This window comes from Micromonospora sp. NPDC050417 (assembly GCF_044458865.1).
Taxonomy (GTDB): domain Bacteria; phylum Actinomycetota; class Actinomycetes; order Mycobacteriales; family Micromonosporaceae; genus Micromonospora_G.
In genome coordinates this window covers 169,590-192,841 of the sequence record NZ_JBITIH010000004.1, presented here as the reverse complement: position 1 = coordinate 192,841, position 23,252 = coordinate 169,590, and the positions used below count along the sequence as shown (strand labels likewise).

The window sequence follows — 23,252 nt, the reverse complement described above, 5'->3', positions numbered from 1 at the left end:
CGGATTTGGCGTGTCTCCTCAGATCTATAGGGTGAATTGTCCGTTTCGTTGACCTCGGTCGCCGGCACGGCTGCCGAACGCCCGGACCGAGCGCCTACGATGGTTCGGCAGACCGTCTAGGGGAGCGTTGATCCGTGTCGATACTCGAAAAGTTCCTCCGCGCCGGCGAAGGCCGCATGGTGCGGCGGCTGAAGGCCGTCGCCAATGCCATCAACTCGATCGAGGACGACTATGTCGATCTCACCGACGAGGAGCTCCGGGGCCTGACCGAGCAGTACCGGCAGCGGATCGCCGATGGCGAGTCCCTGGACGACCTGCTGCCGGAGGCGTTCGCCACCGCGCGCGAGGCCGCGGCTCGGGTGCTCGGCCAGCGTCACTACGACGTCCAGATCATGGGCGGTGCCGCCCTGCACTTCGGCAACATCGCCGAGATGAAGACCGGTGAGGGCAAGACCCTCACCTCGGTGCTCCCGGCATACCTGAACGCCCTCTCGGGCAAGGGTGTGCACATCGTCACCGTCAACGACTACCTCGCCGAACGTGACGCGGCCTGGATGGGTCGGGTGCACGAGTTCCTCGGCCTGACCGTGGGCGTGATCCTGCCGAACCGTCCGGCCAGCGAGCACCGAGCCGCCTACGCGGCCGACATCACGTACGGCACCAACAACGAGTTCGGCTTCGACTACCTGCGGGACAACATGTCCTGGTCGCAGGAGGAACTGGTCCAGCGCGGGCACAACTTCGCGATCGTCGACGAGGTCGACTCGATCCTGATCGACGAGGCCCGTACCCCGTTGATCATCTCTGGCCCGGCCGAGCACTCGGCCCGCTGGTACGGCGAGTTCGCCGGCGTGGTCGCCCGACTCCAGCCCGGCAAGGACGGCGAGGGCGACTACGAGGTCGACTACGCCAAGCGGACCATCGCGGTCACCGAGCGGGGCGTGGCGAAGGTCGAGGACCGACTCGGCATCGACAACCTGTACGAGTCGGTGAACACCCCGCTGGTCGGCTACCTGAACAACGCGATCAAGGCCAAGGAACTCTTCAAGCGGGACAAGGACTACATCGTCAGCGACGGTGAGGTCCTGATCGTCGACGAGTTCACCGGCCGCATCCTGCACGGTCGCCGCTACAACGAGGGCATGCACCAGGCCATCGAGGCGAAGGAGGGCGTGGAGATCAAGCAGGAGAACCAGACTCTTGCCACGGTCACCCTGCAGAACTACTTCCGCCTCTACAGCAAGCTCTCCGGCATGACCGGTACCGCCCAGACCGAGGCCGGCGAGTTCCAGAAGGTCTACAACGTCGGCGTCGTGTCGATCCCGACCCACCGCGCGATGGTCCGGATGGACAAGCCGGACGTCATCTACAAGACCGAAAAGGCCAAGTTCAACGCTGTCGTCGAGGACATCGCCGAGCGGCACGCGATCGGTCAGCCGGTGCTGGTCGGCACGGTCTCGGTGGAGAACTCGGAGATCCTGTCCCAGTTGCTGCGCCGCCGTGGCATCCCGCACGCCGTGCTCAACGCCAAGTTCCACGCCCGGGAAGCCGAGATCGTGGCCCAGGCGGGGCGCAAGGGCGGGGTCACCGTCGCGACGAACATGGCCGGTCGTGGCACGGACATCCTGCTCGGCGGAAACGCCGAGTACCTCGCCGCGAACGAGCTGCGTCAGCGCGGCCTGGACCCGGTCGAGCACGAGGAGGAGTACGCCAAGGCGCTGGAGGAGATCCTGCCGCGCTGGAAGCAGGCTTGTGACGAGGAGGCCGAAGAGGTCTCCGCCGCAGGCGGCCTCTACGTGCTCGGTACCGAGCGGCACGAGTCGCGCCGGATCGACAACCAGCTACGCGGCCGGTCGGGCCGGCAGGGCGACCCGGGCGAGTCGCGGTTCTACCTCTCCCTCCAGGACGAGCTGATGCGGCGCTTCCGGGCCGGTGCGGTCGAGGCGGTGATGGAGCGCTTCAACATCCCGGAGGACGTGCCGATCGAGTCGAAGATGGTGACCCGGCAGATCAAGAGCGCGCAGGCCCAGATCGAGGGCCAGAACGCCGAGGTCCGCAAGGACGTCCTGAAGTACGACGACGTGATGAACAAGCAGCGTCAGGTGGTCTACGCCGAGCGACTGCGGGTGCTCAACGGTGAGGACCTGAGCGATCAGGTGCAGAACATGATCGACGACACCGTCACCGCGTACGTGACCGGGGCGACGGCGGACGGCTACGCCGAGGACTGGGACCTGGACCAGCTCTGGTCCAGCCTCAAGCAGCTCTACCCGGTCGGCGTCACCGTCGACGACCTGGTGGAGGAGGCCGGCGGTGAGCTGAACAGCCTCGACGCCGACTTCCTGCTCTCCCGGATCCGGGACGACGCGCACGCCGCGTACGTCCGGCGGGAGGAGGAACTGGGCAGCGAGGCGATGCGCCAGCTTGAGCGGATGGTGCTGCTCCAGGTCATCGACCGGAAGTGGCGTGAGCACCTCTACGAGATGGACTACCTCCGGGAGGGCATCAACCTTCGGGCGTACGCCCAGCGCGACCCGGTGGTCGAATACCAGCGCGAGGGCTTCGACATGTTCGCCACCATGATGGACGGCATCAAGGAGGAGACGGTCGGCTTCCTGTTCAACCTGGAGGTCCAGGTCGAACAGGAGAGCGCCCCGGCGGCTGAGGCGGCTCCGGAGGTCGTGCTCGACCAGGCGCCGGTGGAGATCCGGGCCAAGGGTCTGGCCCGTGCACCCCGGCGGCAGGGTCTGCAGTATTCGGCGCCGACGATCGACGGCGAGGCGGGTGCCGGTGGTGTGGTCCTGGAGCGTCAGGAGCCGCAGGCGCCGGCCCTCGGTGTCGGACGCCAGTCGCCGCAGCCCACGTCGGCTGCGGCACGGCGTGCCCCGGCCCCGGGGCAGTCGGTCGGCGGTGAGGGGCCGTCCCGCAACGCGCCCTGCCCGTGCGGCTCCGGCCGCAAGTACAAGCGCTGCCACGGGGCGCCGAACGCGGACGCCTGATATCCGTTGGTGCCGTCGCCCTCTACCGGCGGCGGCGCGGACCAGGGGAGCTGATCCGGGTCCGGTCCGACCACCGCGAGGTGGCCGGGACCGGGCCCGGTCCCGTTTCCAGACCCGCAGGTTCAGCGGTCGCGCGGGCAGGCTCAGAGCACCCGGGTCACGGTGGCGAGCCAGTTGCCCCGCTGGCGCTCCAGCCGGAATGCCATCGCCCAACAACGACCGTCGGCAGCGAGTACGGCGGCGGCCTCGGCGATCCCGGCGCGTGGCTCGCAGACCCGAAGCCGTCGTACCCGCACCAGGTTTTCCGACGCCGCCAGGTCCCGAGGCCGCCTGATGGCGCGCCCCGGGCGTTGGGCGTTCAGGCGGCGGGTCGCCGTCACGAGTTGTTCGGTGACGGCCACCGCCTCGGCTCCCGCCGAGAGGGACCGGACCTGAGTGGCGGGCCGGTAGCCGTTGAAGATCTCCAGGCAGAAGCTCAGGAAGCGGTGGGCGGCCTGCCGTGCCTCGTCCGAGGCGGTGACCAGCGATTCCGGGGGGAGTGGGAGGGCAGGGGAGTGGGGCGGTCGCGACGGCCCCTGCTGACCCGGCCGGCCGGGGCCGGTCGTCCGGGCGATGGGGACGCGCGTCGGAGCGGGGAGTGGGAGTGCGAGCTGGCCGTCGAGCCCGGTCGGCCAGAGCGGTCCCGGTAGCTCGTCGTCGAATGGCGGGTCCAGCGGCGGGACGGCCCGTAGCCGGACTGCGGGGCGGGAGGGGGGCCGGGTCCGTACGCCGGGCATCATGGTCCTTTCTTGATCTTGCGTTTGCTTTCGTTTGCCTCCGACGGATTACATTAGTAGTCAACGATGGATGCGTCGTCAAGCCTCTTCGGGCAGGCGCGAGCCGGGCGCCACGAGACGACGCCCGGCGATTCCCCTTGTCGTTACTCGGGATCGCGGTCGTTACTCGGGATCGCGCTCGATCAGCGGATTGCTTCGCACCCAGTCGGCCGTCTCGGCGTACTTCTGCTGGATGTACTGCTCGAGCTGGGCCCGTTCGACCCGCCACTGACCCCGGCCACCGATCTTGATCGCGGGCAGTTCGCCGCTGCGCACCATGTGGTAGACCTGCGAGTCCGAGACGTTCAGCTCGGCGGCGACGTCGGACAAGAGCAGGAACCTGGGCTCCACGAGAAACTCCCGGTGGTGGTCGTGTTCGCTTTAGTTTGCCACCGATTGCCGACAGCGCTCGATCGTGCCGGTCGGGTGCGGCACCCGGCATCCTCCGGCAGCCGGGCGACCGTCTCCGAACCGGGTTGCTGATCGGACACAGCCGGGTGGGGCGCGCTTCCGGACCGGGGCGTCGGGGTGTATGACAGGGACGGCGCCGGACCGGGTCGGCGTCGCGGGGCCAGTGACACGCTGGCACGCCTCAAGTGGGGGAGACGATGACGGTGCGCGGAGAACTGGTCCGGGTGTACCTGCCGGCGACCGTGCCGATGCTGGCGACGCTGCGCAAGCAGGGCACGCTGGCCGGCGGCGAGGCGCACGCGGTGACGCCGATGCTGCGCGAGTGGTACGCCGAGGGCGACGAGGAGGAACTGGAGTACGTCGCCTTCACCCGCGCGGCCCAGGACGCGCTTCGGCTGCTCCGGGAGGATCCGGAGGCGCCCCGCAAGCGGGTGGTGGTCTCCGCGGACCTGCCGGCCGGCGTGGTTACGCGCCCCGGTGGCGAACTGGGATCCAGCGCCGTACGGGTGGACGGGCCGGTGGCGGTCGCCGCCGTGGCCGCGATCCACCTGGACGACGACGACGCGGTAGCGGACGTCGACGCGGCCGTGGCCGTGGTGACCGAGGCGCTGGCCGGTGACGAGGACGCGCAGTTCACCGTCGACAGCGTCGAGGATCACGAACTGGCCTGGTACGACGCCTCCGAACTGGACGAACTTGGCTGATCCCGTCCGCGAGGCTGATCCGGTCCGCCCCGCGACTCGGTCCCGACCGGGAGAGTCGGTGCGGACCGGGAGTTGGAGCGGACCGGGAGAGTCGGTGCGGACCGGTGGCGGTCAGGGGCGGGCCGCGTCGGGCTCGGCGCGTCGCCCGATCCGCCGGTCGGTCCCCTGCTCGTCCTCCCATTCGATCTCTTCGTCTTCGTCCTCGTCGCCGTCGTCGTCCGGCTCGGTACGCCCGGCGGTGACCTCGTCGGCGGGTCCGTCCCCGTGTTCGTCGTCCCGGGTCCGGGTCCGTTCCGTGGGCGTCTGTTCCGTCAGTCCGGCCCCGGCCTCCTCGACACGCTCGGCGGTCGACGGCTTGAGGGTGCGGCCGAAGGCGATCAGCGCGGTCATCGCGCCCACGAAGAGCACCCAGAGCGCCTGGTCGAACCGGAACTCACTGAGCGAGTCCTGTAGCCCCTGGTCGACCTCGCTGAGTGAACCGGCCGCGGCGAGCAGTCGGGCGCCGGCGGTGTGGGTGAGCAACTCCGCCGCGAGCAGGAGCAGACCGGGGCCGGCGCCCGCGATCAGGTAGGCCGGCCAGCGGGGCAGGACGGCCTCGGGGTTCAGCGCGAGGGTGCGGCGGCGGGCCAGGCCGAGGTACGCGAAGACCAGCAGGCCGGCGGCGAGCCCGCCCCCGATCGACCCGGTACGCGAGAACCATTCCAGGGCGCTGGTCTGCGACTGGTCGGTGTCGCCGTAGCCGTAGAGGTTGAGCAGGGGGTCCTTGAAGATGTTCAGTGCAGTGTTGATCATGAAGACGGCCAACCCGGCGGTGACCACCGCACCGACCACCGGCACCGCCCGTACGCCACCGGCGATCCCACCGACGGTGGCCGCCGCGGCCACGGTGCCCGCCAGCACGGTGATCGAATCGGCGTCACCGTAGCTGAGGGTCACCGTAAGTGCGGCCAGCAGCCCGACGAGCAGCCCGCTGCCGACCGCGGCGGCGAACCGGGGGGTGCTGCGGTGCACGCCGCGCCGGGTCAGCAGGTTGGCCACCACGACCGCGGCGCCGGCACCGCCGACCATGCTGGCGGAGATCAATCCGGGCAGGGCGAGCGCCGCCATGGCGATGACGATCGAGTTGATGTCGGAGGAGGTGATCTCGGCCTGGCCGATCCAGAGCATCGCGGCCAGCCAGCCCAGCGCCAGTACGGCGAGGCTGAGCGCGGTGGGCGCGAACGCGGGCGCGGCGGTGCCGCTGCCCGGAACCGGTGCGGCCGAGGCGACGGCCGACTGGTCGGGGGGCGAGACCGCGGTGCTGCCGGACTGTGTGCTCATCGTCTCCCCTTCGACGGGTACCCGGCCGCCGCGCCGGTGGGACGGCGGGATTCCGGGCGCGGCGCGATTGGGCCGCCGGGCTTCTCAGCGTACGTGGCCCGCCGACCGTCCCCCCGCGCCCACCTGCGTGGAGTGGCTCCGTCCGGGCGTACGGGGGTCGTGCCGTGATCGGCTCGGCCCGGGGTACGTGGGAGGATTGGCCCAGGTCCCACCCCCGAACAACCGGCACCTCCGGCGAACGGGCCACGGCGACCGGTCAACCGGCCGGCAGTGGTGGGTCCGGTTTCGCCGACGCTGTCGAGATCGTTCAGGAGCATGTGATGGACGCCGTTTTTTCCGTACCCGAGCCGCGTAACGAGCCGGTCCGTGACTACGCCCCGGGGAGTGCCGAGCGGACCAGCCTGCAACGACGCCTCGGTGAGCTGGCCGCGACGCAGCTGGAGCTGCCGATGACCATCGGTGGTCGGCAGCGGATGGCAGCGGGTGCCGCGATCGACGTCGTTCAGCCGCACAAGCACCAGCACGTGCTGGGGGTGACCCACAACGCGACCAACGCGGATGCACAGGCGGCGGTGACGGCCGCCAAGGAAGCTGCCCCGATGTGGCGTAGTTTGTCCTTCGCTGACCGGGCTGCGGTCTTCCTTCGTGCGGCCGAACTGCTCGCCGGTCCCTGGCGGGACACGCTCAACGCGGCCACCATGCTCGGACAGTCGAAGACCGCCATCCAGGCCGAAATCGACGCGGCCTGTGAGCTGATCGACTTCCTCCGGTTCAACGTGCACTTCGCCCGCAAGCTCCTGGCCGAGCAGCCGAACTCGTCGGCCGGGGTGTGGAACCAGTTCGACCACCGGCCGCTGGAGGGCTTCGTCTACGCGGTCACCCCGTTCAACTTCACCGCGATCGCGGCGAACCTGCCGGCCGCGCCGGCGCTGCTCGGCAACACCGTGGTCTGGAAGCCGGCGCCGACCCAGCAGTTCGCGGCGCACTTCACGATGCGTCTGTTCGAGGAGGCGGGCCTTCCGCCGGGCGTGATCAACATGGTCACCGGGCACGGCGTCGAGGTCTCCGAGGTGGTACTCGCCGACCCGGATCTCGCCGGCATCCACTTCACCGGTTCGACCAAGGTCTTCCAGCAGCTCTGGCGGACGGTGGGGGAGAACCTCGCCGGCTACCGGGGTTACCCGCGGCTGGTCGGTGAGACCGGTGGCAAGGACTTCGTGATCGCCCACAGCAGCGCGGATGTCGACGCCCTGCACACCGCCCTGGTTCGCGGCGCCTACGAGTACCAGGGACAGAAGTGCTCGGCCGCCTCCCGGGCGTACGTCCCTCGGTCGCTCTGGGACGGGGGGCTGCGGGACCGGCTCGCGGCCACGGTCGAGTCGCTCGCGTACGGGGACGTCACCGACTTCGCGAACTTCGGCGGAGCGGTGATCGACGCGAAGGCGTTCGCGCGGCACGCCACCGCACTGGACATGATCAACAGCGCGGACAGCTGCCGGGTACTGGCCGGCGGGACCGCCGACGACTCGGTCGGCTACTTCGTGCGGCCGACCCTGCTGGAGTGCGACGACCCGACGCACGAGGTATTCACCACCGAGTACTTCGGTCCGATCCTCGGGGTGCACGTCTTCGATGACGCCCGTTTCGAGGACGTGGTGGCGCAGGCCGAGTCGGTCGCCCCGTACGCGCTGACGGGTTCGATCTTCGCCACCGACCGGCGGGTGCTGGACTGGGCCAGCGAGGCGCTCCGGTACGCGGCCGGCAACTTCTATCTGAACGACAAGCCGACCGGCGCGGTGGTGGGGCAGCAGCCGTTCGGTGGCGCGCGGGCCAGCGGTACCAACGACAAGGCCGGTTCGTGGCACAACCTGGCCCGTTGGATCTCCCCCCGCACGATCAAGGAGACCTTCGTCCCCGCCACCGACCACCGTTACCCCCACATGGGCTGAACCCCCAGCGACTCGACGATCCAGGGCAGGTCCGCCTTGATGAAGATCAAGAAGTGCGGATCTGCCCTGGGTCGCGCAGAAATGGCCGGGAGGGGTGTGGGCGGGGCTGGTCGGGGCGGGAGTGGGGCGGTCCGGGTGGGTGTGGGCTGCCGGACGGGTGGATCTTTGCTCTAGTTCCCTCATTGTTGTGCGATATGCCGGAATTGTGGCGTACTCTACCCGGCAGCACAGGTGTGTGGAGAAGTCACCGCTGTCCCCTCGCGGACTGTTGTCCTCCATAGGGGTGCCGTCATTGCCGTCGAATGGCCGGCGGCATCGACCATCCTCACTGGACAGTCTGCCACGGACAGTGCATTGTGGAGTACAACCTCCCGCAGATCATGCCAAATCCTAGACGCGAAGGCGCCAAAGTGGCAGCGTAAGGGGCATGGCGGATTCAGGAATCAACCCAACGGCGGCAGCCCTGCTCGGGCTGCTCCACGAAGGACCAATGACCGGCGGCCAGTTGATGGCCGCCGCCGAACGGCGGCTCATGCCGTACTGGTCGATGACCCGGAGTCAGGTTTACCGGGAACTCCCGGTCCTTGCCGACCAGGGACTCGTCCGGCTCGGCAAGCCCGGCCCGCGCTCCAGCCAGCCGTACGCGATCACGGCGGCCGGAAAGCGGACATTTACTCGTTGGCTGACCGAGCTCCCCGGACGCGACACCATCCGTAACCCGACCGCGCTCCGGGTCGCCTTCGGCGAGCAGCACTCGGCAACCCAACTGCGCAACCTCTACAGCGGGGCGAACGAGTACCACACGGAGGCCCTGGCGATGGCCCGGGAGCAGGCCAAGGACGCGAAGAAGGCCGGCGACTCGTACGGCGCGGCGGCCCTGGAGTTCGCGGTCCAGTACCACAAGGCCGCACTCTCCTGGCTGAAGACGGCGCCGGCGAGTTGATCTCGTACGGGTGCCGGCTGCCGTGGCGGTGGGCTGGTTGCGCTGACGGTCGCTATTGTTGACGGTTGTGACCGCTGCCGATTACGCCGACCAGCTCAAAGACCTCGATGCCACGCTCCGCAGCATCGAGGCTGTCCTCGATGTCGACCGGCTGCGCCAGGAGAAGGTCAAGCTCGAAGAGGCGGCCTCCGCACCCGACCTGTGGGACGACCAGGCCCGGGCCCAGGAGGTCACCTCTCAGCTCTCCTACGTCAACGGGGAGATCGAGAAGCTGTCGACCCTGCGCAGTCGTCTCGACGACGCCCACGTGCTGCTCGAACTCGCCGAGGCCGAGGCCGACCCCGGCGTCCTCGGCGAGGTCGAGACCGAGATCGGCGGGCTCGGCAAGGCCATCCAGGAGATGGAGGTGCGCACCCTCCTCTCCGGTGAGTACGACTCGCGTCAGGCGCTGGTCGCGATCCGGGCGGGTGCGGGTGGCGTGGACGCCGCCGACTTCGCCGAGATGCTGCTCCGGATGTACCTGCGCTGGGCGGAGCGGCACGGCTACCCGACCGAGGTTTACGAGACGTCGTACGCCGAGGAGGCGGGGCTGAAGTCGGCCACCTTCGCGGTCAAGGTCCCGTACGCGTACGGCACTCTCAGTGTTGAGTCGGGCACCCACCGTTTGGTTCGGATCAGCCCGTTCGACAACCAGGGGCGGCGGCAGACCAGCTTCGCCGGGGTCGAGGTGCTGCCGGTGACCGAGCAGACCGACCACATCGACATCGCTGAGAACGAGATCCGGGTGGACGTCTACCGCTCGTCCGGGCCAGGTGGACAGAGCGTTAACACGACCGACTCTGCGGTGCGGATCACACACATCCCCACCGGCATCGTGGTCACCTGTCAGAACGAGAAGTCCCAACTCCAGAACAAGGCCTCCGCGATGCGGGTGTTGCAGGCCCGTCTGCTGGAGCGTAAGCGTCAGGAGGAGCAGGCCCGGCTCGCCGGCCTGAAGACCGACGCGGCCGGTTCGTGGGGTGATCAGATGCGCTCCTACGTGCTGCATCCTTATCAGATGGTGAAGGATTTGCGAACTGAGCAGGAGACCGGCAATCCGGCCGCGATCTTCGACGGTGAGCTGGACACCTTCATCGAAGCCGGGATCCGTTGGCGCAAGCAGCGTCAACTGGCGGGCGAGGCGGCGTGATCGACGGCCCGCCGAGGTGTCGACGGCACCGAAGGCGGGCCACTCCTTTCCGACATTGCGGGTCAGTTGGGGGCCCGTAGGGGTTGGACTTTTCGTTACACCGCGTAGACTCACCACCCGTGATTCAGCTTGAGCAAGTGACGAAGACGTACCCGAAGGCGTCCCGGCCATCGCTCGATGAGGTGTCGGTCTCGATCGAGAAGGGTGAGTTCGTCTTCTTCATCGGTCCCTCAGGATCCGGCAAGTCGACGATCATCAAGCTGCTGCTGCACGAGGTGACTCCCAGTAAGGGCAAGGTCGTGGTCAACGGCCGCGACGTCACCGGAATGCGCTCCTGGAAGATCCCGAACTTCCGACGCTCGATCGGCTGCGTCTTCCAGGACTTCCGGCTGCTGCCCAACCGCACCGCGTACGAGAACGTGGCCTTCGCCCTTGAGGTGATCGGCAAGACCAAGGCGGTCGCCCGCCGGGTCGTACCCGAGGTGCTGGAACTGGTCGGCCTCGGCGGCAAGGAGCACCGCTACCCGCACGAGCTTTCCGGTGGTGAGCAGCAGCGCGTCGCGGTGGCCCGGGCATTCGTGAACCGGCCACTGATCCTGCTCGCGGACGAGCCCACCGGAAACCTGGACCCGGACACGTCGATCGAGATCATGCGGCTGTTGGACCGGATCAACCGCACCGGTACCACGGTCGTGATGGTCACCCACGACTCCAACATCGTCAACCAGATGCGCCGACGCGTCATCGAGATCGAGAGTGGTCGCATCGTGCGCGACCAGGCCCGTGGCGTCTACGGCTGAGCCGCGACGCTCGGACGGCCGACCCGGCCCTGACCTGACGACGAACGACCCTCTGCGGAGATCCGGAAGGAACCCCCGATGCGCGTGAAATACGTCCTGTCCGAGGTGTTGGTCGGACTGTGGCGCAACGTGACGATGACCATCGCGATGATCATTACGATGGCCGTGTCGTTGACCATGCTGGGTGCCAGCGGCCTGATGTACCTCCAGGTCGACACGATGAAGAAGTTCTACTACGACAAGATCGAAGTCGCGATCTTCCTGAAGGTCGACGTACCGGACGAGCAGCGGGTCGGAATCGAGGAGCAGCTCAACGGCGATCCTCTCGTCGACGGCGTGATCTTCGAATCCGGCGAGGACGCGTACAACAAGTTCAAGCAGATGTTCGCGGACGCGCCCGACCTGGTGAACGCGGTGAAGCCGGAACAGCTTCCCGAGTCGTTCCGGGTCAAGCTGAAGAACCCCGAGGAATACCAGGCGGTCTACGAGAAGTACAAGGACACCGAGGGGGTCGACGAGATCGTCGACCAGCGGCGACTCCTGGACAAGATCTTCAACATCCTCAGCGCGGTGCAGAAGATGGGCCTGGTGGCCGCCTCGATCATGGCCATCGCCGCACTGCTCCTGGTCGGCAACACGATCCAGGTCGCCGCGTACAGCAAGCGGCGTGAGGTCGCGGTCATGAAACTGGTCGGCGCCTCCAACTGGTTCATCCAGGCACCATTCGTGCTCGAGGCGGTGGTGGCCGGTCTCATCGGTTCTCTCATCGGCTTCGGTGCGCTGGTGCTGGGCAAGGTCTTCCTGCTGGACGGGTCGCTACACGACCTGACCGACCTGCTCACCCCGATCGAGTGGAGCCGGGTGCTGCTCATGCTCCCGCTGATGGCCGGCGTCGGCAGCCTGGTCAGCGCGATCACTGCCTGGGTCACCCTCCGCTTCTACCTGCGGGTCTAGCTTCCGGTACGGGGATGGGCCCGACATAACGGATATCCGCTACACAAGGGCTCCTGGTTGTGCGAAAAGCGCTAACCGGGGGCCCTTTGTGGCGAGGTAGCATTGCGCGGCCGTCAACGCCGAACGGGCGGTCGTCGACAGGAACGGAAAGGGGTGGCGCGGATGCCACGGGAGAAGGGGCGCAAGGTTGTCGCCTCCAACCGGAAGGCGCGCCACGACTACGCCATCCTCGACACGTACGAGGCGGGCATGGCACTGACCGGCACGGAGGTCAAGTCGTTGCGCGCCGGCCGAGCCTCGCTGGTCGACGCCTTCGCCCAGGAGCGCAGTGGCGAGCTGTACCTGCACGGCATGCACATTCCGGAGTACGCCCAGGGCACCTGGACCAACCACGAGCCGCGCCGTACCCGCAAGCTGCTGCTGAACCGGATCGAGATCAACCGGCTGCTCGGCAAGCTCAAGGAGAGCGGCCTGACCCTGGTGCCGCTCTCGGTCTACTTCTCCGACGGCTGGGCCAAGGTGGAGATCGGCCTCGCCCGGGGCAAGAAGTCCTACGACAAGCGCCAGGACCTTGCCAAGCGCGACGCCGACCGGGAGATCCAGCGGGCCGCCGGCCGGCGCGGCAAGGGCATGGACTGAGCCCGTACGGCGTTGACCAGGCAGGACGCGCCGGACCGGTATCCGGAATGAACTCGGTGGCGCGAGGCGTTAAGGTTGGGGTGGTCGCCATACTGGCGGCTCTGTCCAGGGGGTGACTGGTTTCGACTTCGTACGCTGCGTCAGGGGAAGCGAGCCGAGGAAGCCGACGTCGTCTCGAGAATCGGTCGTCGGAAACCAATAAGCGCCAAGCAAAATCGCGCTGACTTCGCTCTCGCCGCCTGAGGCGAGTAGCAAGTCTGTCGGCCTGGGAGTGCCTTCGTCCCAGTCTGCCGGCATCAGCTAGAAGGCTGGCCAATCGAACCCGGTCGCGGGGTTCGTGCGGCGAGATTAATCAGCGACTGGGCCCGTCACACCAACTCGCTCGCGTGATCGGTGGGGCCGAGTAGAGGCATAGCGAGCTGCGCTCGGAGAAGTCCTGACAATCCGACGAAGGACCCGGGTTCGATTCCCGGCACCTCCACTCAAGGGCCCGCGCCCCGGTCTCCGGACCGGGGCGCGGCGCCGTTTCCGGCCAGGGAGCGGCGCTGTTTCCGAGCCAGAACAGCCCTCTGCGGGTGCCGAGGAAGAGCGCGCTCCCGCCACCACCGGACCGGACGAGACAAATCAGCCCGCTCCGGGGCTGGACAGGGGTGGGGCGCTGGACTCACCATCAGCTCACAGGCGGTAGGCGCTCAAGGAGGTGCGTCATGGTGACCGGCCCGATCCATCACCCGGTGGCGATGTCCCCGATCGAGGAGCCGGCCGTCCTGCGGGCGGCCCGGCGACACCGGATCCGGCTGCTACGAGAGATCCACTCCTTCGAACAGGCACTGGCCAGCCCGGCCGGCGACCCCGAGTGGCGGCCACGGGTCACGCTCCGGTTGAGTGGGCTCCGCGGCGAGTTCGCGGAGCACATGCGACTGACCGAGGGACGCGACGGGCTCTACACCGAGTTGCTCGACCAGGCACCCCGGCTGGCCCGTACCGTGCACGTGCTGCTGCGGGAGCATGCCGCGGTGGCCGCCGTGCTCTCCGCGTTGCAGCGCCGGGCCGAACTGCCGGAGGCGACCACCGAGGAACTGCGCAGCTGGGCCAGTGACCTGCTGCGTGAACTCTCCCGCCACCGGCAACGCGGTGCCGACCTGATCTACCGGGCGTACGGCACCGACATCGGTCGCCCGGCCTGACGTCGCGAGTCACCGCGATCCGGGCAGTAGACCGGAAGGTGTAGGGAACCCGACACCGGCGCGGAACGTCTGATCGGCATGCGACGTTCTCCCGCCCTGCTGGGCCTAGCGATGTTGATGATCCTCGCCGCCTGCGCGCAGCCCGACGGGACAACCGGGCCGGCCGCCGGACCGGACTCTCGCGAGGAGTCGTTCCAGCAGCGGGCGACCTCGGTCGCACAGGCGTGGCAGACCGCCTCCGGACCCGACTGGCGCACCGGCTACATCCCCTTGCAGGACCCGACCGTCGTGCCCGCCGGCGCGACCTTCAGCGACGACACCAAGCAGGCGTTCCTCGCCGGCTGGTACCGCGAGCAGGCGCCGATGCCGCCCGCCGCCCCGTCCCACGGCACGATCACCTTCCCGGACGGCACCCTCACCGTCCCGCTGGTGAGCGCGGGCGACGCGTACCGCCAACTCGACCAGGGCGACCCGCCGCCGTGCCCCGGCCGACCGGCGCAACCGCCGCCGAGCCCGACCGGAACCGGGCCGGACGGCTCGGTCAGCGGACCCGGCATGACCGCCTGCACCCCGCTCACCGTCACCGGGATCGAATTGGGCACCACCACGATCCGTACCAGCCGGGGCGAGGCGACCGTGCCGGCGTGGCTGTTCCGCATCGACGAACTGGGCACCCAGGTCGCCCGGGTCGCCGTCGCGGCCAGCGCCACCGGAACCCCACCCGAGCCACCGGCACCGGGTGGCGCCCTGGCCGAAGGGCTGGTCGGCGCGCAGGACCTGGTCGCGGTTGACGGGGCGCGGCTCACCTACCGTCTCGGCGTCGGCGCCTGCGACACCAAGGTCACCCCACTCGTACGCGAGCAGGACGACCTCGTCGTGGTCGGTGGCACGGCCGTACGTAGTGACGGCATCTGCACCGACCAACTGCTCCTGCAACCGGTGACGGTGACCCTGGACGGGCCGCTCGGCGCCCGTACCGTGCTCGACGCCGCCTCCGGTCGGCCCCTGATCCTGACCGCGGCCCGCTGATCGGCGGCGGCGTGCCGGACAGCCGCGCCCCGCGTGGCGGACCCTGATCCGCCGGTGGTCTCCCTGCCACCGGCGGATCAGGGTCGTCCGTCCGGTGCCGTAGCTCGACGTCGGACGGACGACTCAGGGCAGTGTGATCGGAAGGGTGATCCCGTCGAGGCTCCGCCGGCACGGGCAGGAACGTTCGCGGGGGAGCGCGGCGACCGCGTCGAGCAGCAGTTCGCGTAGCCGGACGATGTTCTCGCCGAAGACCCGGAACACCTCCTCCTGGGTCACCCCGGCGGTGCCCTCCACCCCGGCATCCAGATCCGTGACCAGGGCGATCGAGGTGTAGCAGAGGGCCAGCTCGCGGGCGAGGACCGCCTCCGGATGCCCAGTCATGTTGATCACCGAACCGCCGATGCCGGCGAACCACCGCGACTCCGCGCGGGTGGAGAAACGCGGCCCCTCGACCACGACCATCGTGCCGCCGTCGTACGCCTCGACGCCCCGCCGGGTCGCCGAGGCGAGCACCGCCCGCCGACCGTCCGGACAGTACGGGTCGGCGAACGAGACGTGCACCGCACCGGTGTCGTAGTAGGTCTGCGCCCGTCCACTGGTCCGGTCGATGAGCTGATCCGGCACCAGGAACGCACCCGGTCCCAGCTCCGGCCGCAGCCCACCGACCGCGCACGGGGCGAGGATCTGCCGCACGCCGAGAGCGCGCAGCGCCCACAGGTTCGCCCGGTACGGAATCCGGTGCGGCGGGTGACGGTGGTCACGCCCGTGCCGGGGCAGGAAGGCGACCGTCCGGCCGGCGACCTCGGCGATCGTGATCGGGTCGGACGGGTCCCCGTACGGGGTCCGGACAGTGTGCTCGGTGCTGCCGGCCAGCAGCGCGTACAGGCCGGAGCCTCCGATGACGGCGAACTCTGCGTACGGAGCCACGGGCACCACCCTGCCACCCGCGGACAGGCTGTGCGACAACGCAGCGCCGGAGTCTGGCCCGTGATCCGGTTCACGCAGGCAACCCCGCCGGATGCCCAGTCGTCACTGGCCGTCCAGACCTTAGCCAGCGACAGTCATGCAAGCTATGGTGCGAGGCATGGCGTTGACTGCGCGCATGGTCGCGTTTGATGGTGTGGATCCGGTATGGCCTGCCCTGGGCGGCCTCTCCCGTGACTGCGTTCCCGAGTAGCAGATGTCCGGCGTACAAGGTGAGGGCCAGGCGATCGGGGGACGGGCCATGGCGTCGATGACCGGGCAACTGCTGGTCGCGACCCCGTCCCTGAAAGACCCCAATTTCGACCGTACGGTGGTGCTGCTGGTCGCGCACGAGCCCGGCGGTGCCCTCGGTGTGGTGCTCAACCGGGCGACCGAGGTGCCGGTTGCCGACGTGCTCGGCGCCTGGGGCAGCCTGGCCGGCGAACCGGCGGTGCTCTTCGAGGGAGGGCCGGTGCAGCCCGAGTCGGCGATCTGCCTGGCCCGGATGCGGACCCCGGTACGCCGGGTGAAGGGATTTCACCAGGTCTCCGGGGCGGTCGGCACCGTTGACCTCTCGGTCGACCCGGAGCGGCTCGGTGAGGCGATCTCCGGGATCAGAGTCTTCGCCGGTTACTCCGGCTGGTCGCCGGGGCAGTTGGAGGCGGAGATCGAGAGCGGTTCGTGGTTCGTTCTCGACGCGTTGCCCGGTGACGCCTTCGTCGACCGTCCGGACGACCTGTGGCCGATGGTGCTGCGGCGCCAGGGCGGCATGATGGCGGCGGTGGCGCACTTCCCGCCGGACGTGGCGCTGAACTAGCCGGCGGGGCCGGGTGTTGCCGACCCGCCCCCTCCGAGATGACCAACCGACCGGGGATGTGTACTATTCACGAGTGCCCGGGCGACCGGGACGAAAGCAAGGGGCCGTGGCGCAGCTGGTAGCGCACCACACTGGCAGTGTGGGGGTCAGGGGTTCGAGTCCCCTCGGCTCCACCCTTGGACCGCAGGCCAGCGGTTTGGTTAATGGTTGTTAACCAAACCGCTGGCCTGCGGCATATCGCAGCTTCTCGCAGAGTGTGCCGGGTCGAGTGATCGATGCCGATCGCGGGTCTTGAAGTATTCGCTCGAGGACGGCTGTTCGGAGTCATCAGGTCAAGGCCTCCCTCTCGCGCCGAGCCCCGTGCCGTGCTCAAGGTTGCCAGGCCAGCTCGGTTAGCCTTCGGTGCGGTGATTGGTGCGCAGCAGGGAGGCGGCGACCGTGGCGAGGCTGGAACTGGGCATCGAAGAGGCGGCGCTGTTCAACGCCATTGGTTCCAGGGCGTTCATTCGTGCCAGAGACCAGGTCGAGCGCGGCGAATTGGTCGGTGTGCGGTGGGATCCGGCCGTGGGTCAGGCGCATGGGCGGCTGCGGGGCCGGCAGGCTTGCGCGGTGTCGGCATCGGTTACCACCGATGCCGATGGTTCGATTGTCGCGGTCGACGGTTCGTGCGCGTGCGGTCACGGAGCGTCGTGCGGCCATCCTGCGGCCCTTATGCTTCTCAGCATCCTGGACGCGGAGACGCCTACGCGGTCCCGGAGGGCGTCAACCACGAAGAGGGCGAGCTGGGAGAAGAGTCTTACCGCCCTTGTCGCCGATGTCGCCGCGCCCGTCACCCCGACGGCACCTGACCCCGCCCGGGTGGGCCTGCAGTTCGAGATCGTGAAGTCCCCGACCGGCAAGGAGTCTCGCCCTCGGATTGGCCTGCGCCCGGTCGTGCCCGGGCGCAGCGGTTGGGTTCGTACCGGTATCACCTGGTCCACGGTGACCTATGCGAACATCGGTCGGTCGCGGGAGGCCCGGCGACACCGCCGACTACTCGGCGAGATCGTGACCTTGTCGAAGTCGACCGCTGACCGCTACCACTACTACGACGGGGGTCCCCAGCAGACGCTCTACCTGGACGGGTTCGAGAGTCGGCGGATCTGGGACCTGTTGGCGGAGGCTGAGGAGGCCGGGCTGCCGTTGGTCCAGGCAGGAAAGCACGCCGGGCCGGTCATCGTCGGCCGGCGTCCGGTCCGGCTGTCGCTGCGGGTCGACCGGACCGATGACGAGCTGGTCGTGGAGCCGACTCTGCTGGCCGAAGCCGTACCCCTTCCCCCGGAGCATTCGGTCCTCGTCGGTGACCCGGTTCACGGCGTCGCGTGGTGGGGGGAGAGAGGCGCTGCGGAGCCTCGGCCCGGCGAGCGGGTGCTGCGGTTGGCGCCCTTGGCGGGGGTGGTGACGCCGGGGGCGGTGAAGGCATTGACTCGATCCCCGATCCGGATCCCCGCAGCGGACGAGACGCGATTCTTCGAGCGGTTCTATCCGGACCTGCTCCGGCAGGTGGACGTTGTCGCGGCCGGCCCATCGGTGCGCCTCCCGGAAGTCGGGCCACCGACGCTGACACTGACAATGGCGCCGGCGCCGGGAGAGGAGCTGTCGATCCGCTGGGAGTGGGTCCGAGCCGTGGGGCGCGATAGTCAGGTCGAATCGCTGTGGGCCTCAGCACCAGCGGGTCAGACGGATCACCGTGAGCAGGTCGTCCGGAGCGTTGTCGAGGTGGCCGCGAAGGCGGTGCCGGAGATGGTCGAGCCCTTCATGGACGGTTCGCGGCTCGCCGCTTCGGTCACCCTCGCCGGTGACGCCATGATCCGGTTCCTGGCAGAGGTCGTGCCGCAGTTCGACGAACTTGATGGCGTCGAGGTGACCGCGTCGGAGGCGAGGCCGGTCCCGGAGTACCGGGAGACCTACGAGACGCCGGTTATCACCTTCGCGGGAGCAGACGGTGTCGGAGAGCAGGACTGGTTCGACCTCTCGGTCCAGGTCACTATCGATGGTGAGCAGGTCGACTTCGACGAGTTGTTCGTCGCGCTCGCGCAGGACCGGCAATATCTCATCCTGGCCGGCGGCACCTATTTCCACCTCGACCGCCCCGAGTTCCAGCAGTTGCGAGAGCTGATCGACGAGTCGCGGGCGCTTGAGGACACACCGTCCGGGGTGCTGCGTGTGGGCCGGTTCCAGGCCGGCCTGTGGGAGGAACTGGCCGAGTTGGGTGAGGTCACCGGGCAGGCAGCGACCTGGCAGCGGTCGGTGCGGGCGCTGACCGAGGCTGACGTCACCGTGGACCATCCGGTACCGCAGGAGGTACGGGCGGAGCTGCGCCCTTACCAGCAGGAAGGGTTCCGGTGGCTCGCCACCCTGCACGGTCACGGCCTCGGCGGCATCCTTGCTGACGACATGGGCCTCGGCAAGACCTTACAGACGCTGGCGTTGATCGCCCACGCCCGTGCGCAGAGCCCGTTTCTCGTGGTCGTTCCCGCTAGCGTCGTTCACAACTGGGTGACCGAGGCAACCCGCTTCACGCCGGATCTCGAGGTCCGGGCGATCACCCAGACCGTGGCGCGTCGCGGCGTGGACCTGGCCGAGGCGGTGGCGGGGGCGGACATCGTGGTCACGTCGTACACGCTGTTCCGACTTGAGTACGACGACTATCAGGCACTCGACTGGGCCGGGCTGATTCTCGACGAGGCGCAGTTCGTGAAGAATCCGCAGTCCCAGGGTTACCGTTGTGCGAAGCTGCTCCCGGCGCCGTTCAAGCTGGCGATCACTGGCACCCCGATGGAGAACAACCTGGCCGAGCTCTGGTCGCTCTGCTCCATCACGGCACCCGGGCTGTTCCCACGATTGGACCGGTTCACCGACTATTACCGCGCCCCGATCGAGAAGGAGCGCGACGCCGAGCGGCTTGCCCAACTGCGGCGCCGGATCCGGCCCCTGATGCTGCGTCGCCGCAAGTCCGACGTAGCCGCCGACCTGCCGGAAAAGCAGGAGCAGGTCATCGAACTGGACCTTGACCGCAAGCACCGCAGGGTCTACCAGACATATCTGCAACGCGAGCGGCAAAAGGTTCTTGGCCTCCTTGGCGACCTGGAGAGGAACCGATTCGAAATCTTCCGATCCCTGACGCTGCTCCGACAGGCGAGTCTCGACGTCGCGCTGGTCGACCCGCAACACCAGGGCGTACCGTCGACGAAGTTGGACGTACTGACCGAGCAGGTCGGGAACCTGGTTGCCGAAGGTCACCGAATTCTGGTGTTCAGCCAGTTCACCCGGTTTCTCGGCGCCGCACGCGAGCGGCTGGAAGCGGCGGGCGTCCGGTGCGCCTACCTTGATGGGGCCACCCGCGACCGCTCTGCGGTGCTCGCCGAGTTCAAGAGCGGTACCGCTGGAGTGTTCCTGATCAGTCTCAAGGCCGGCGGATTCGGCCTCAATCTGACGGAGGCCGACTACTGCATCCTGCTCGACCCGTGGTGGAACCCGGCAACCGAGGCCCAAGCCGTTGACCGGGTGCACCGGATCGGTCAGACCCGTAACGTCATGGTGTACCGGATGGTCGCCAGGAACACCATCGAGGAAAAGGTCATGGCGTTGAAGGCGCGCAAGGCGGAGCTGTTCAGTAGTGTCCTGGACGGGGGCGAGTTCGCCTCCGCGCAACTGTCCGCTGCTGACATTCGGGACCTCCTCGACTGAAACCGACCCCCCGGGAAGCGCCATCACGCCACTTCGAGTGGGCCCGCGGCGGCACGCCGGTGCGCCGACCAGTGCCCGAAGGTGGTCCGGTCGTGTGCAGCGCGGTGCAACGAGGCGGCTGGGTGGACCTCCGCAGCGCTGCGCAGGGCGTCGACCAGCAGCGTTCGATCGAGATGGTGGTTGCCCCGCTCTCACGAGGTTTCGATGGCGGATGAATGAGGCCGGCGCCTGCGGTGGAGCGCGCGACGCGGCGGCACCGACAGGAATCCTGGCGTCCGGTGAGGAAGAATCAGTTCATGAGCACCGACCTCGCCCTGCTCCTGGGCACCCAGGAGACCGCCACCCTGGAGTTCAAACGGGAGGCGACGGACCGTAACGCCATCCGGAAGGCGATTTGTGCGCTAGCAAACGATTTGCCGGGGGCGGGCGGCGGGCATCTGATCATCGGAGTGGACGACAAGGGTGTGCCGGTCGGCAACACGGACGTATCCGACGCGGCCCTCTTGAAAATCACCGAATATCGCGACCAAGGGTTGATTCTCGACCGGCCATCCATGGTGGTCACCGCCGAGAAGTTTCATGGCGTGGACGTCCTTCTTGTCACGGTCAACGCCTCGCATACGCCGCCGGTGCGATTCGAGAACGTCGTCTACGTACGGCCTGGGCCTACTACCAGGCGGGCAGGGCGGGACGATGAGCGCGTCCTATCCGAGCGGCGCCGCTCCTTCGAGACGCCGTTTGACGTCCGAGTGGTGCCGGGAGGCGCACTGGACGACCTGGACCTCGAACTCTTCCGGTCGGAGTACCTGAGGCAGGCGGTCGATCAGTCAGTGCTCGATGAGAATCACCGGTCGATCGAGCAGCAACTTGCCTCACTTCGCCTCGCCGATGTCGACCGCACGCCGACCGTACTCGGGCTTCTCCTCGTCGGGCTGAACCCGACCGTACGCCTGCCGGGTGCATACGTGCAGTTTGTGCGCTACGAAGGGATCGACGTCGGTGGTGCGATCCTCGACGAGCAGGACATTCGCTCGAATGTCATTGGCGCGGCGGAGCGGTTGGAAGTCGTCCTCAAGGGGCATCTGCACACCCGCCTGGTGGAGGTCAGTGGATTCCGTGAGGAGCAGCGGCCCGACTACCCGTTCGACGCTCTACGCGAGGTGTGCATGAATGCGATCATGCACCGGAACTACGAGTCGTCGAACGCGCCGCTGCGTATCGCGTGGTTCGACGACCGAATCGAGGTCACCAACCCTGGGGGGCCCTTCGGGCAGGTGCGGGCGGACAATTTCGACAGAGTCAACGACTACCGGAATCCGTCGCTCGCGGCGGCGATGAAGTCACTGGGATACGTGAACCAGTTTGGCCGAGGCATCGGCCGTATCAAGAGCTCCCTGAGCCGGAACGGGAACCCGGAGCCCGTTTTCGTCGTCGATGACTCCTCCTGGACGGTGACGATGAGGGGCGCAAAGTGATCTCCGTTGCCATGTTCAACAACAAGGGTGGCGTCGGTAAGACCACCCTCACCTACCACCTGGCGCACATGCTTGAACGACTCGGGCACAGGGTGCTCGCGGTTGATCTCGATCCGCAGTCCAACCTGACTGCGGCCTTCCTCGACGAGGATGCGCTCGGCCTGCTCTGGAACGAGACCGCCACACCGGCATGGGGTGGCCCACACCAGGCGCGTCTATGGGAGCCGGTGGATCGAGGGTCGGGCACCGTGGTGACAGCCCTGAAGCCGATCATGGACGGTATCGGTGATATCGAGAACGTGCTGCCGGTGACCATCACGCAGGATCTCTGGCTGCTCCCCGGGGACCTAGACCTGAGCAGGTTCGAGGACCGCCTTTCGGACGCCTGGCCTCGTGGTTTCACTGGCAACGATCACGCGGCGCTCCGGGTGACGACGGCATTCCACAGGATCATCCAGCAGGCCGCCGAAGAGGTCGACGCGCAGATCGTCCTTATCGACGTGGGCCCGAACCTGGGTGCGATCAATCGGGCTGCCCTGCTCGCGGCAGACGCGGTGTTGATGCCCTTGGCGGCTGACCTCTTCTCTCTCCGGGGCTTGAAGAACCTGGGACCGACCCTACGGGAGTGGCGTTCGATCTGGCGGGACACCGTGTTGCCCAGGGTCCCGTCGACGATTGGTGCGCCCAGGGGAACGATGGCACCCCTGGGGTACGTCATCATGCAACCGACCATGCGACTCGACCGGCCGGTACGTGCGTACCAGCGGTGGTTGGAGAGAATCCCTACCGTTTTTGCCACCGCTGTCCTTGACCAGGCCGATTTCGACATCGGCCAGCAGTACGAAATCGCCACGCTGAGGAACTATCAGAGCCTCATGCCGTTGGCACACGATGCGCGCAAGCCGATGTTCGACCTGCGGTCGGCAGATGGCGCATTGGGTAGTACCCAGACACTTGTCCAACGGTGCCATCAGGATTTCAGGGCGCTGAGCGATGAGCTGTTGCGCCGACTGGACATACCGCGAGGCGACGCTCGCTGAGCGCGTGGATGCAGGCTCAGTCCGTTTCACCACCGCCAAGACTCTTGTTGCGTAGCGGTCACCTGGTGTGCGGGTCGTCGAGGTGTGGGAGGAGGAGCCGAACTTTGTCTGCGCCGGGGTCTCCGAGCGGGTCGAGGATGCGGAGTGCTTCTTGCCAGTAGCGTCGGGCTTCGTCTGGCTGGCCGGTGGCTGCGAGGGCGATCTGGATCGGGTTGTCGTCGGGGTCGGCGGGTCCACGTGATCAGCAGACGGCCGAGCTACGGGTGTGGCGATGCCAGCGCAGGTGCTC

Annotated in this window: 18 protein-coding genes, 1 tRNA gene and 1 other RNA gene; 16 read left to right on the top strand and 4 right to left on the bottom strand. The window is 68.1% G+C overall.

All coding sequences use genetic code 11. From position 1 onward, the window contains the following. Positions 1-134 precede the first annotated feature (134 nt). Positions 135-2,999 (top strand): preprotein translocase subunit SecA, encoded by a 2,865-nt coding sequence (gene secA / locus ACIBF5_RS07765; RefSeq protein ID WP_396809192.1) that lies wholly within the window; start codon positions 135-137, stop codon positions 2,997-2,999. Between the two features lie 143 nt (positions 3,000-3,142). Here secA and ACIBF5_RS07760 read toward each other — a convergent pair whose 3' ends face one another. Both ACIBF5_RS07760 and ACIBF5_RS07755 read right to left on the bottom strand, forming a co-directional pair. Beyond that, entirely contained in the window at positions 3,143-3,775 is a 633-nt protein-coding gene (locus tag ACIBF5_RS07760) for an Rv3235 family protein (RefSeq protein ID WP_396809190.1), read from the bottom strand. 162 nt (positions 3,776-3,937) lie between these two features. Then, the gene (locus ACIBF5_RS07755; RefSeq protein ID WP_121158637.1) at positions 3,938-4,165 is read right to left on the bottom strand and encodes an AlpA family transcriptional regulator; all 228 of its coding nucleotides are present in this window, start codon (positions 4,163-4,165) and stop codon (positions 3,938-3,940) included. A 257-nt stretch (positions 4,166-4,422) separates the two neighbouring features. Here ACIBF5_RS07755 and ACIBF5_RS07750 point away from each other — a divergent pair, with 257 nt between their 5' ends. Then, entirely contained in the window at positions 4,423-4,929 is a 507-nt protein-coding gene (locus ACIBF5_RS07750) for a DUF6912 family protein (protein ID WP_396809188.1), read from the top strand. A gap of 111 nt (positions 4,930-5,040) precedes the next feature. Here ACIBF5_RS07750 and ACIBF5_RS07745 read toward each other — a convergent pair whose 3' ends face one another. Beyond that, entirely contained in the window at positions 5,041-6,249 is a 1,209-nt protein-coding gene (locus tag ACIBF5_RS07745) for a hypothetical protein (RefSeq protein WP_396809186.1), read from the bottom strand. A 320-nt stretch (positions 6,250-6,569) separates the two neighbouring features. Here ACIBF5_RS07745 and pruA point away from each other — a divergent pair, with 320 nt between their 5' ends. The 9 genes from pruA to ACIBF5_RS07700 all read left to right on the top strand — a co-directional run bounded on the left by pruA (position 6,570) and on the right by ACIBF5_RS07700 (position 14,939). After that, complete coding sequence (pruA, locus tag ACIBF5_RS07740; RefSeq protein ID WP_396809184.1) at positions 6,570-8,198, top strand: L-glutamate gamma-semialdehyde dehydrogenase; 1,629 nt, start codon at positions 6,570-6,572, stop codon at positions 8,196-8,198. 427 nt (positions 8,199-8,625) lie between these two features. After that, the gene (locus ACIBF5_RS07735) at positions 8,626-9,141 is read left to right on the top strand and encodes a PadR family transcriptional regulator (RefSeq protein WP_396809182.1); all 516 of its coding nucleotides are present in this window, start codon (positions 8,626-8,628) and stop codon (positions 9,139-9,141) included. A gap of 67 nt (positions 9,142-9,208) precedes the next feature. Next, a complete protein-coding gene (gene prfB / locus ACIBF5_RS07730; RefSeq protein WP_396809180.1) occupies positions 9,209-10,330 on the top strand; it encodes a peptide chain release factor 2 in 1,122 nt (373 codons plus the stop codon). 119 nt (positions 10,331-10,449) lie between these two features. Next, positions 10,450-11,130, top strand: coding sequence for a cell division ATP-binding protein FtsE (gene ftsE / locus ACIBF5_RS07725; protein WP_121158640.1), 681 nt, complete (start codon positions 10,450-10,452; stop codon positions 11,128-11,130). A gap of 78 nt (positions 11,131-11,208) precedes the next feature. Beyond that, complete coding sequence (gene ftsX / locus ACIBF5_RS07720) at positions 11,209-12,084, top strand: permease-like cell division protein FtsX (protein ID WP_396809178.1); 876 nt, start codon at positions 11,209-11,211, stop codon at positions 12,082-12,084. A gap of 162 nt (positions 12,085-12,246) precedes the next feature. Beyond that, the gene (gene smpB / locus ACIBF5_RS07715) at positions 12,247-12,723 is read left to right on the top strand and encodes an SsrA-binding protein SmpB (protein WP_396809176.1); all 477 of its coding nucleotides are present in this window, start codon (positions 12,247-12,249) and stop codon (positions 12,721-12,723) included. Positions 12,724-12,831: 108 nt separating this feature from the next. Further along, positions 12,832-13,207: a transfer-messenger RNA gene (ssrA, locus tag ACIBF5_RS07710) on the top strand. A gap of 223 nt (positions 13,208-13,430) precedes the next feature. Continuing rightward, positions 13,431-13,910: a hypothetical protein gene (locus tag ACIBF5_RS07705; protein WP_396809174.1), complete on the top strand. Its 480-nt coding sequence runs from the start codon at positions 13,431-13,433 to the stop codon at positions 13,908-13,910. Between the two features lie 78 nt (positions 13,911-13,988). After that, on the top strand, positions 13,989-14,939 hold the full coding sequence (locus ACIBF5_RS07700) for a hypothetical protein (protein ID WP_396809172.1): 951 nt from the start codon (positions 13,989-13,991) through the stop codon (positions 14,937-14,939). Between the two features lie 123 nt (positions 14,940-15,062). Here the strand turns inward: ACIBF5_RS07700 and ACIBF5_RS07695 are convergent, their stop codons facing one another. Further along, positions 15,063-15,866, bottom strand: coding sequence for an S-methyl-5'-thioadenosine phosphorylase (locus tag ACIBF5_RS07695; protein ID WP_396809170.1), 804 nt, complete (start codon positions 15,864-15,866; stop codon positions 15,063-15,065). 253 nt (positions 15,867-16,119) lie between these two features. Here ACIBF5_RS07695 and ACIBF5_RS07690 point away from each other — a divergent pair, with 253 nt between their 5' ends. The 5 genes from ACIBF5_RS07690 (at position 16,120) to ACIBF5_RS07670 (ending at position 22,963) form a co-directional block, all read left to right on the top strand. Then, positions 16,120-16,719 (top strand): YqgE/AlgH family protein, encoded by a 600-nt coding sequence (locus ACIBF5_RS07690; RefSeq protein ID WP_396809168.1) that lies wholly within the window; start codon positions 16,120-16,122, stop codon positions 16,717-16,719. Positions 16,720-16,819: 100 nt separating this feature from the next. Next, positions 16,820-16,892: transfer RNA gene (locus ACIBF5_RS07685), tRNA-Ala, on the top strand. A gap of 685 nt (positions 16,893-17,577) precedes the next feature. Beyond that, a complete protein-coding gene (locus ACIBF5_RS07680) occupies positions 17,578-20,448 on the top strand; it encodes a DEAD/DEAH box helicase (RefSeq protein ID WP_396809166.1) in 2,871 nt (956 codons plus the stop codon). Between the two features lie 296 nt (positions 20,449-20,744). Continuing rightward, the gene (locus tag ACIBF5_RS07675; protein ID WP_396809164.1) at positions 20,745-21,923 is read left to right on the top strand and encodes an ATP-binding protein; all 1,179 of its coding nucleotides are present in this window, start codon (positions 20,745-20,747) and stop codon (positions 21,921-21,923) included. Further along, a complete protein-coding gene (locus tag ACIBF5_RS07670; RefSeq protein ID WP_396809162.1) occupies positions 21,920-22,963 on the top strand; it encodes a ParA family protein in 1,044 nt (347 codons plus the stop codon). Before ACIBF5_RS07675 ends, ACIBF5_RS07670 begins: the two co-directional genes overlap by 4 nt. The last annotated feature ends 289 nt before the right edge of the window (positions 22,964-23,252 follow it).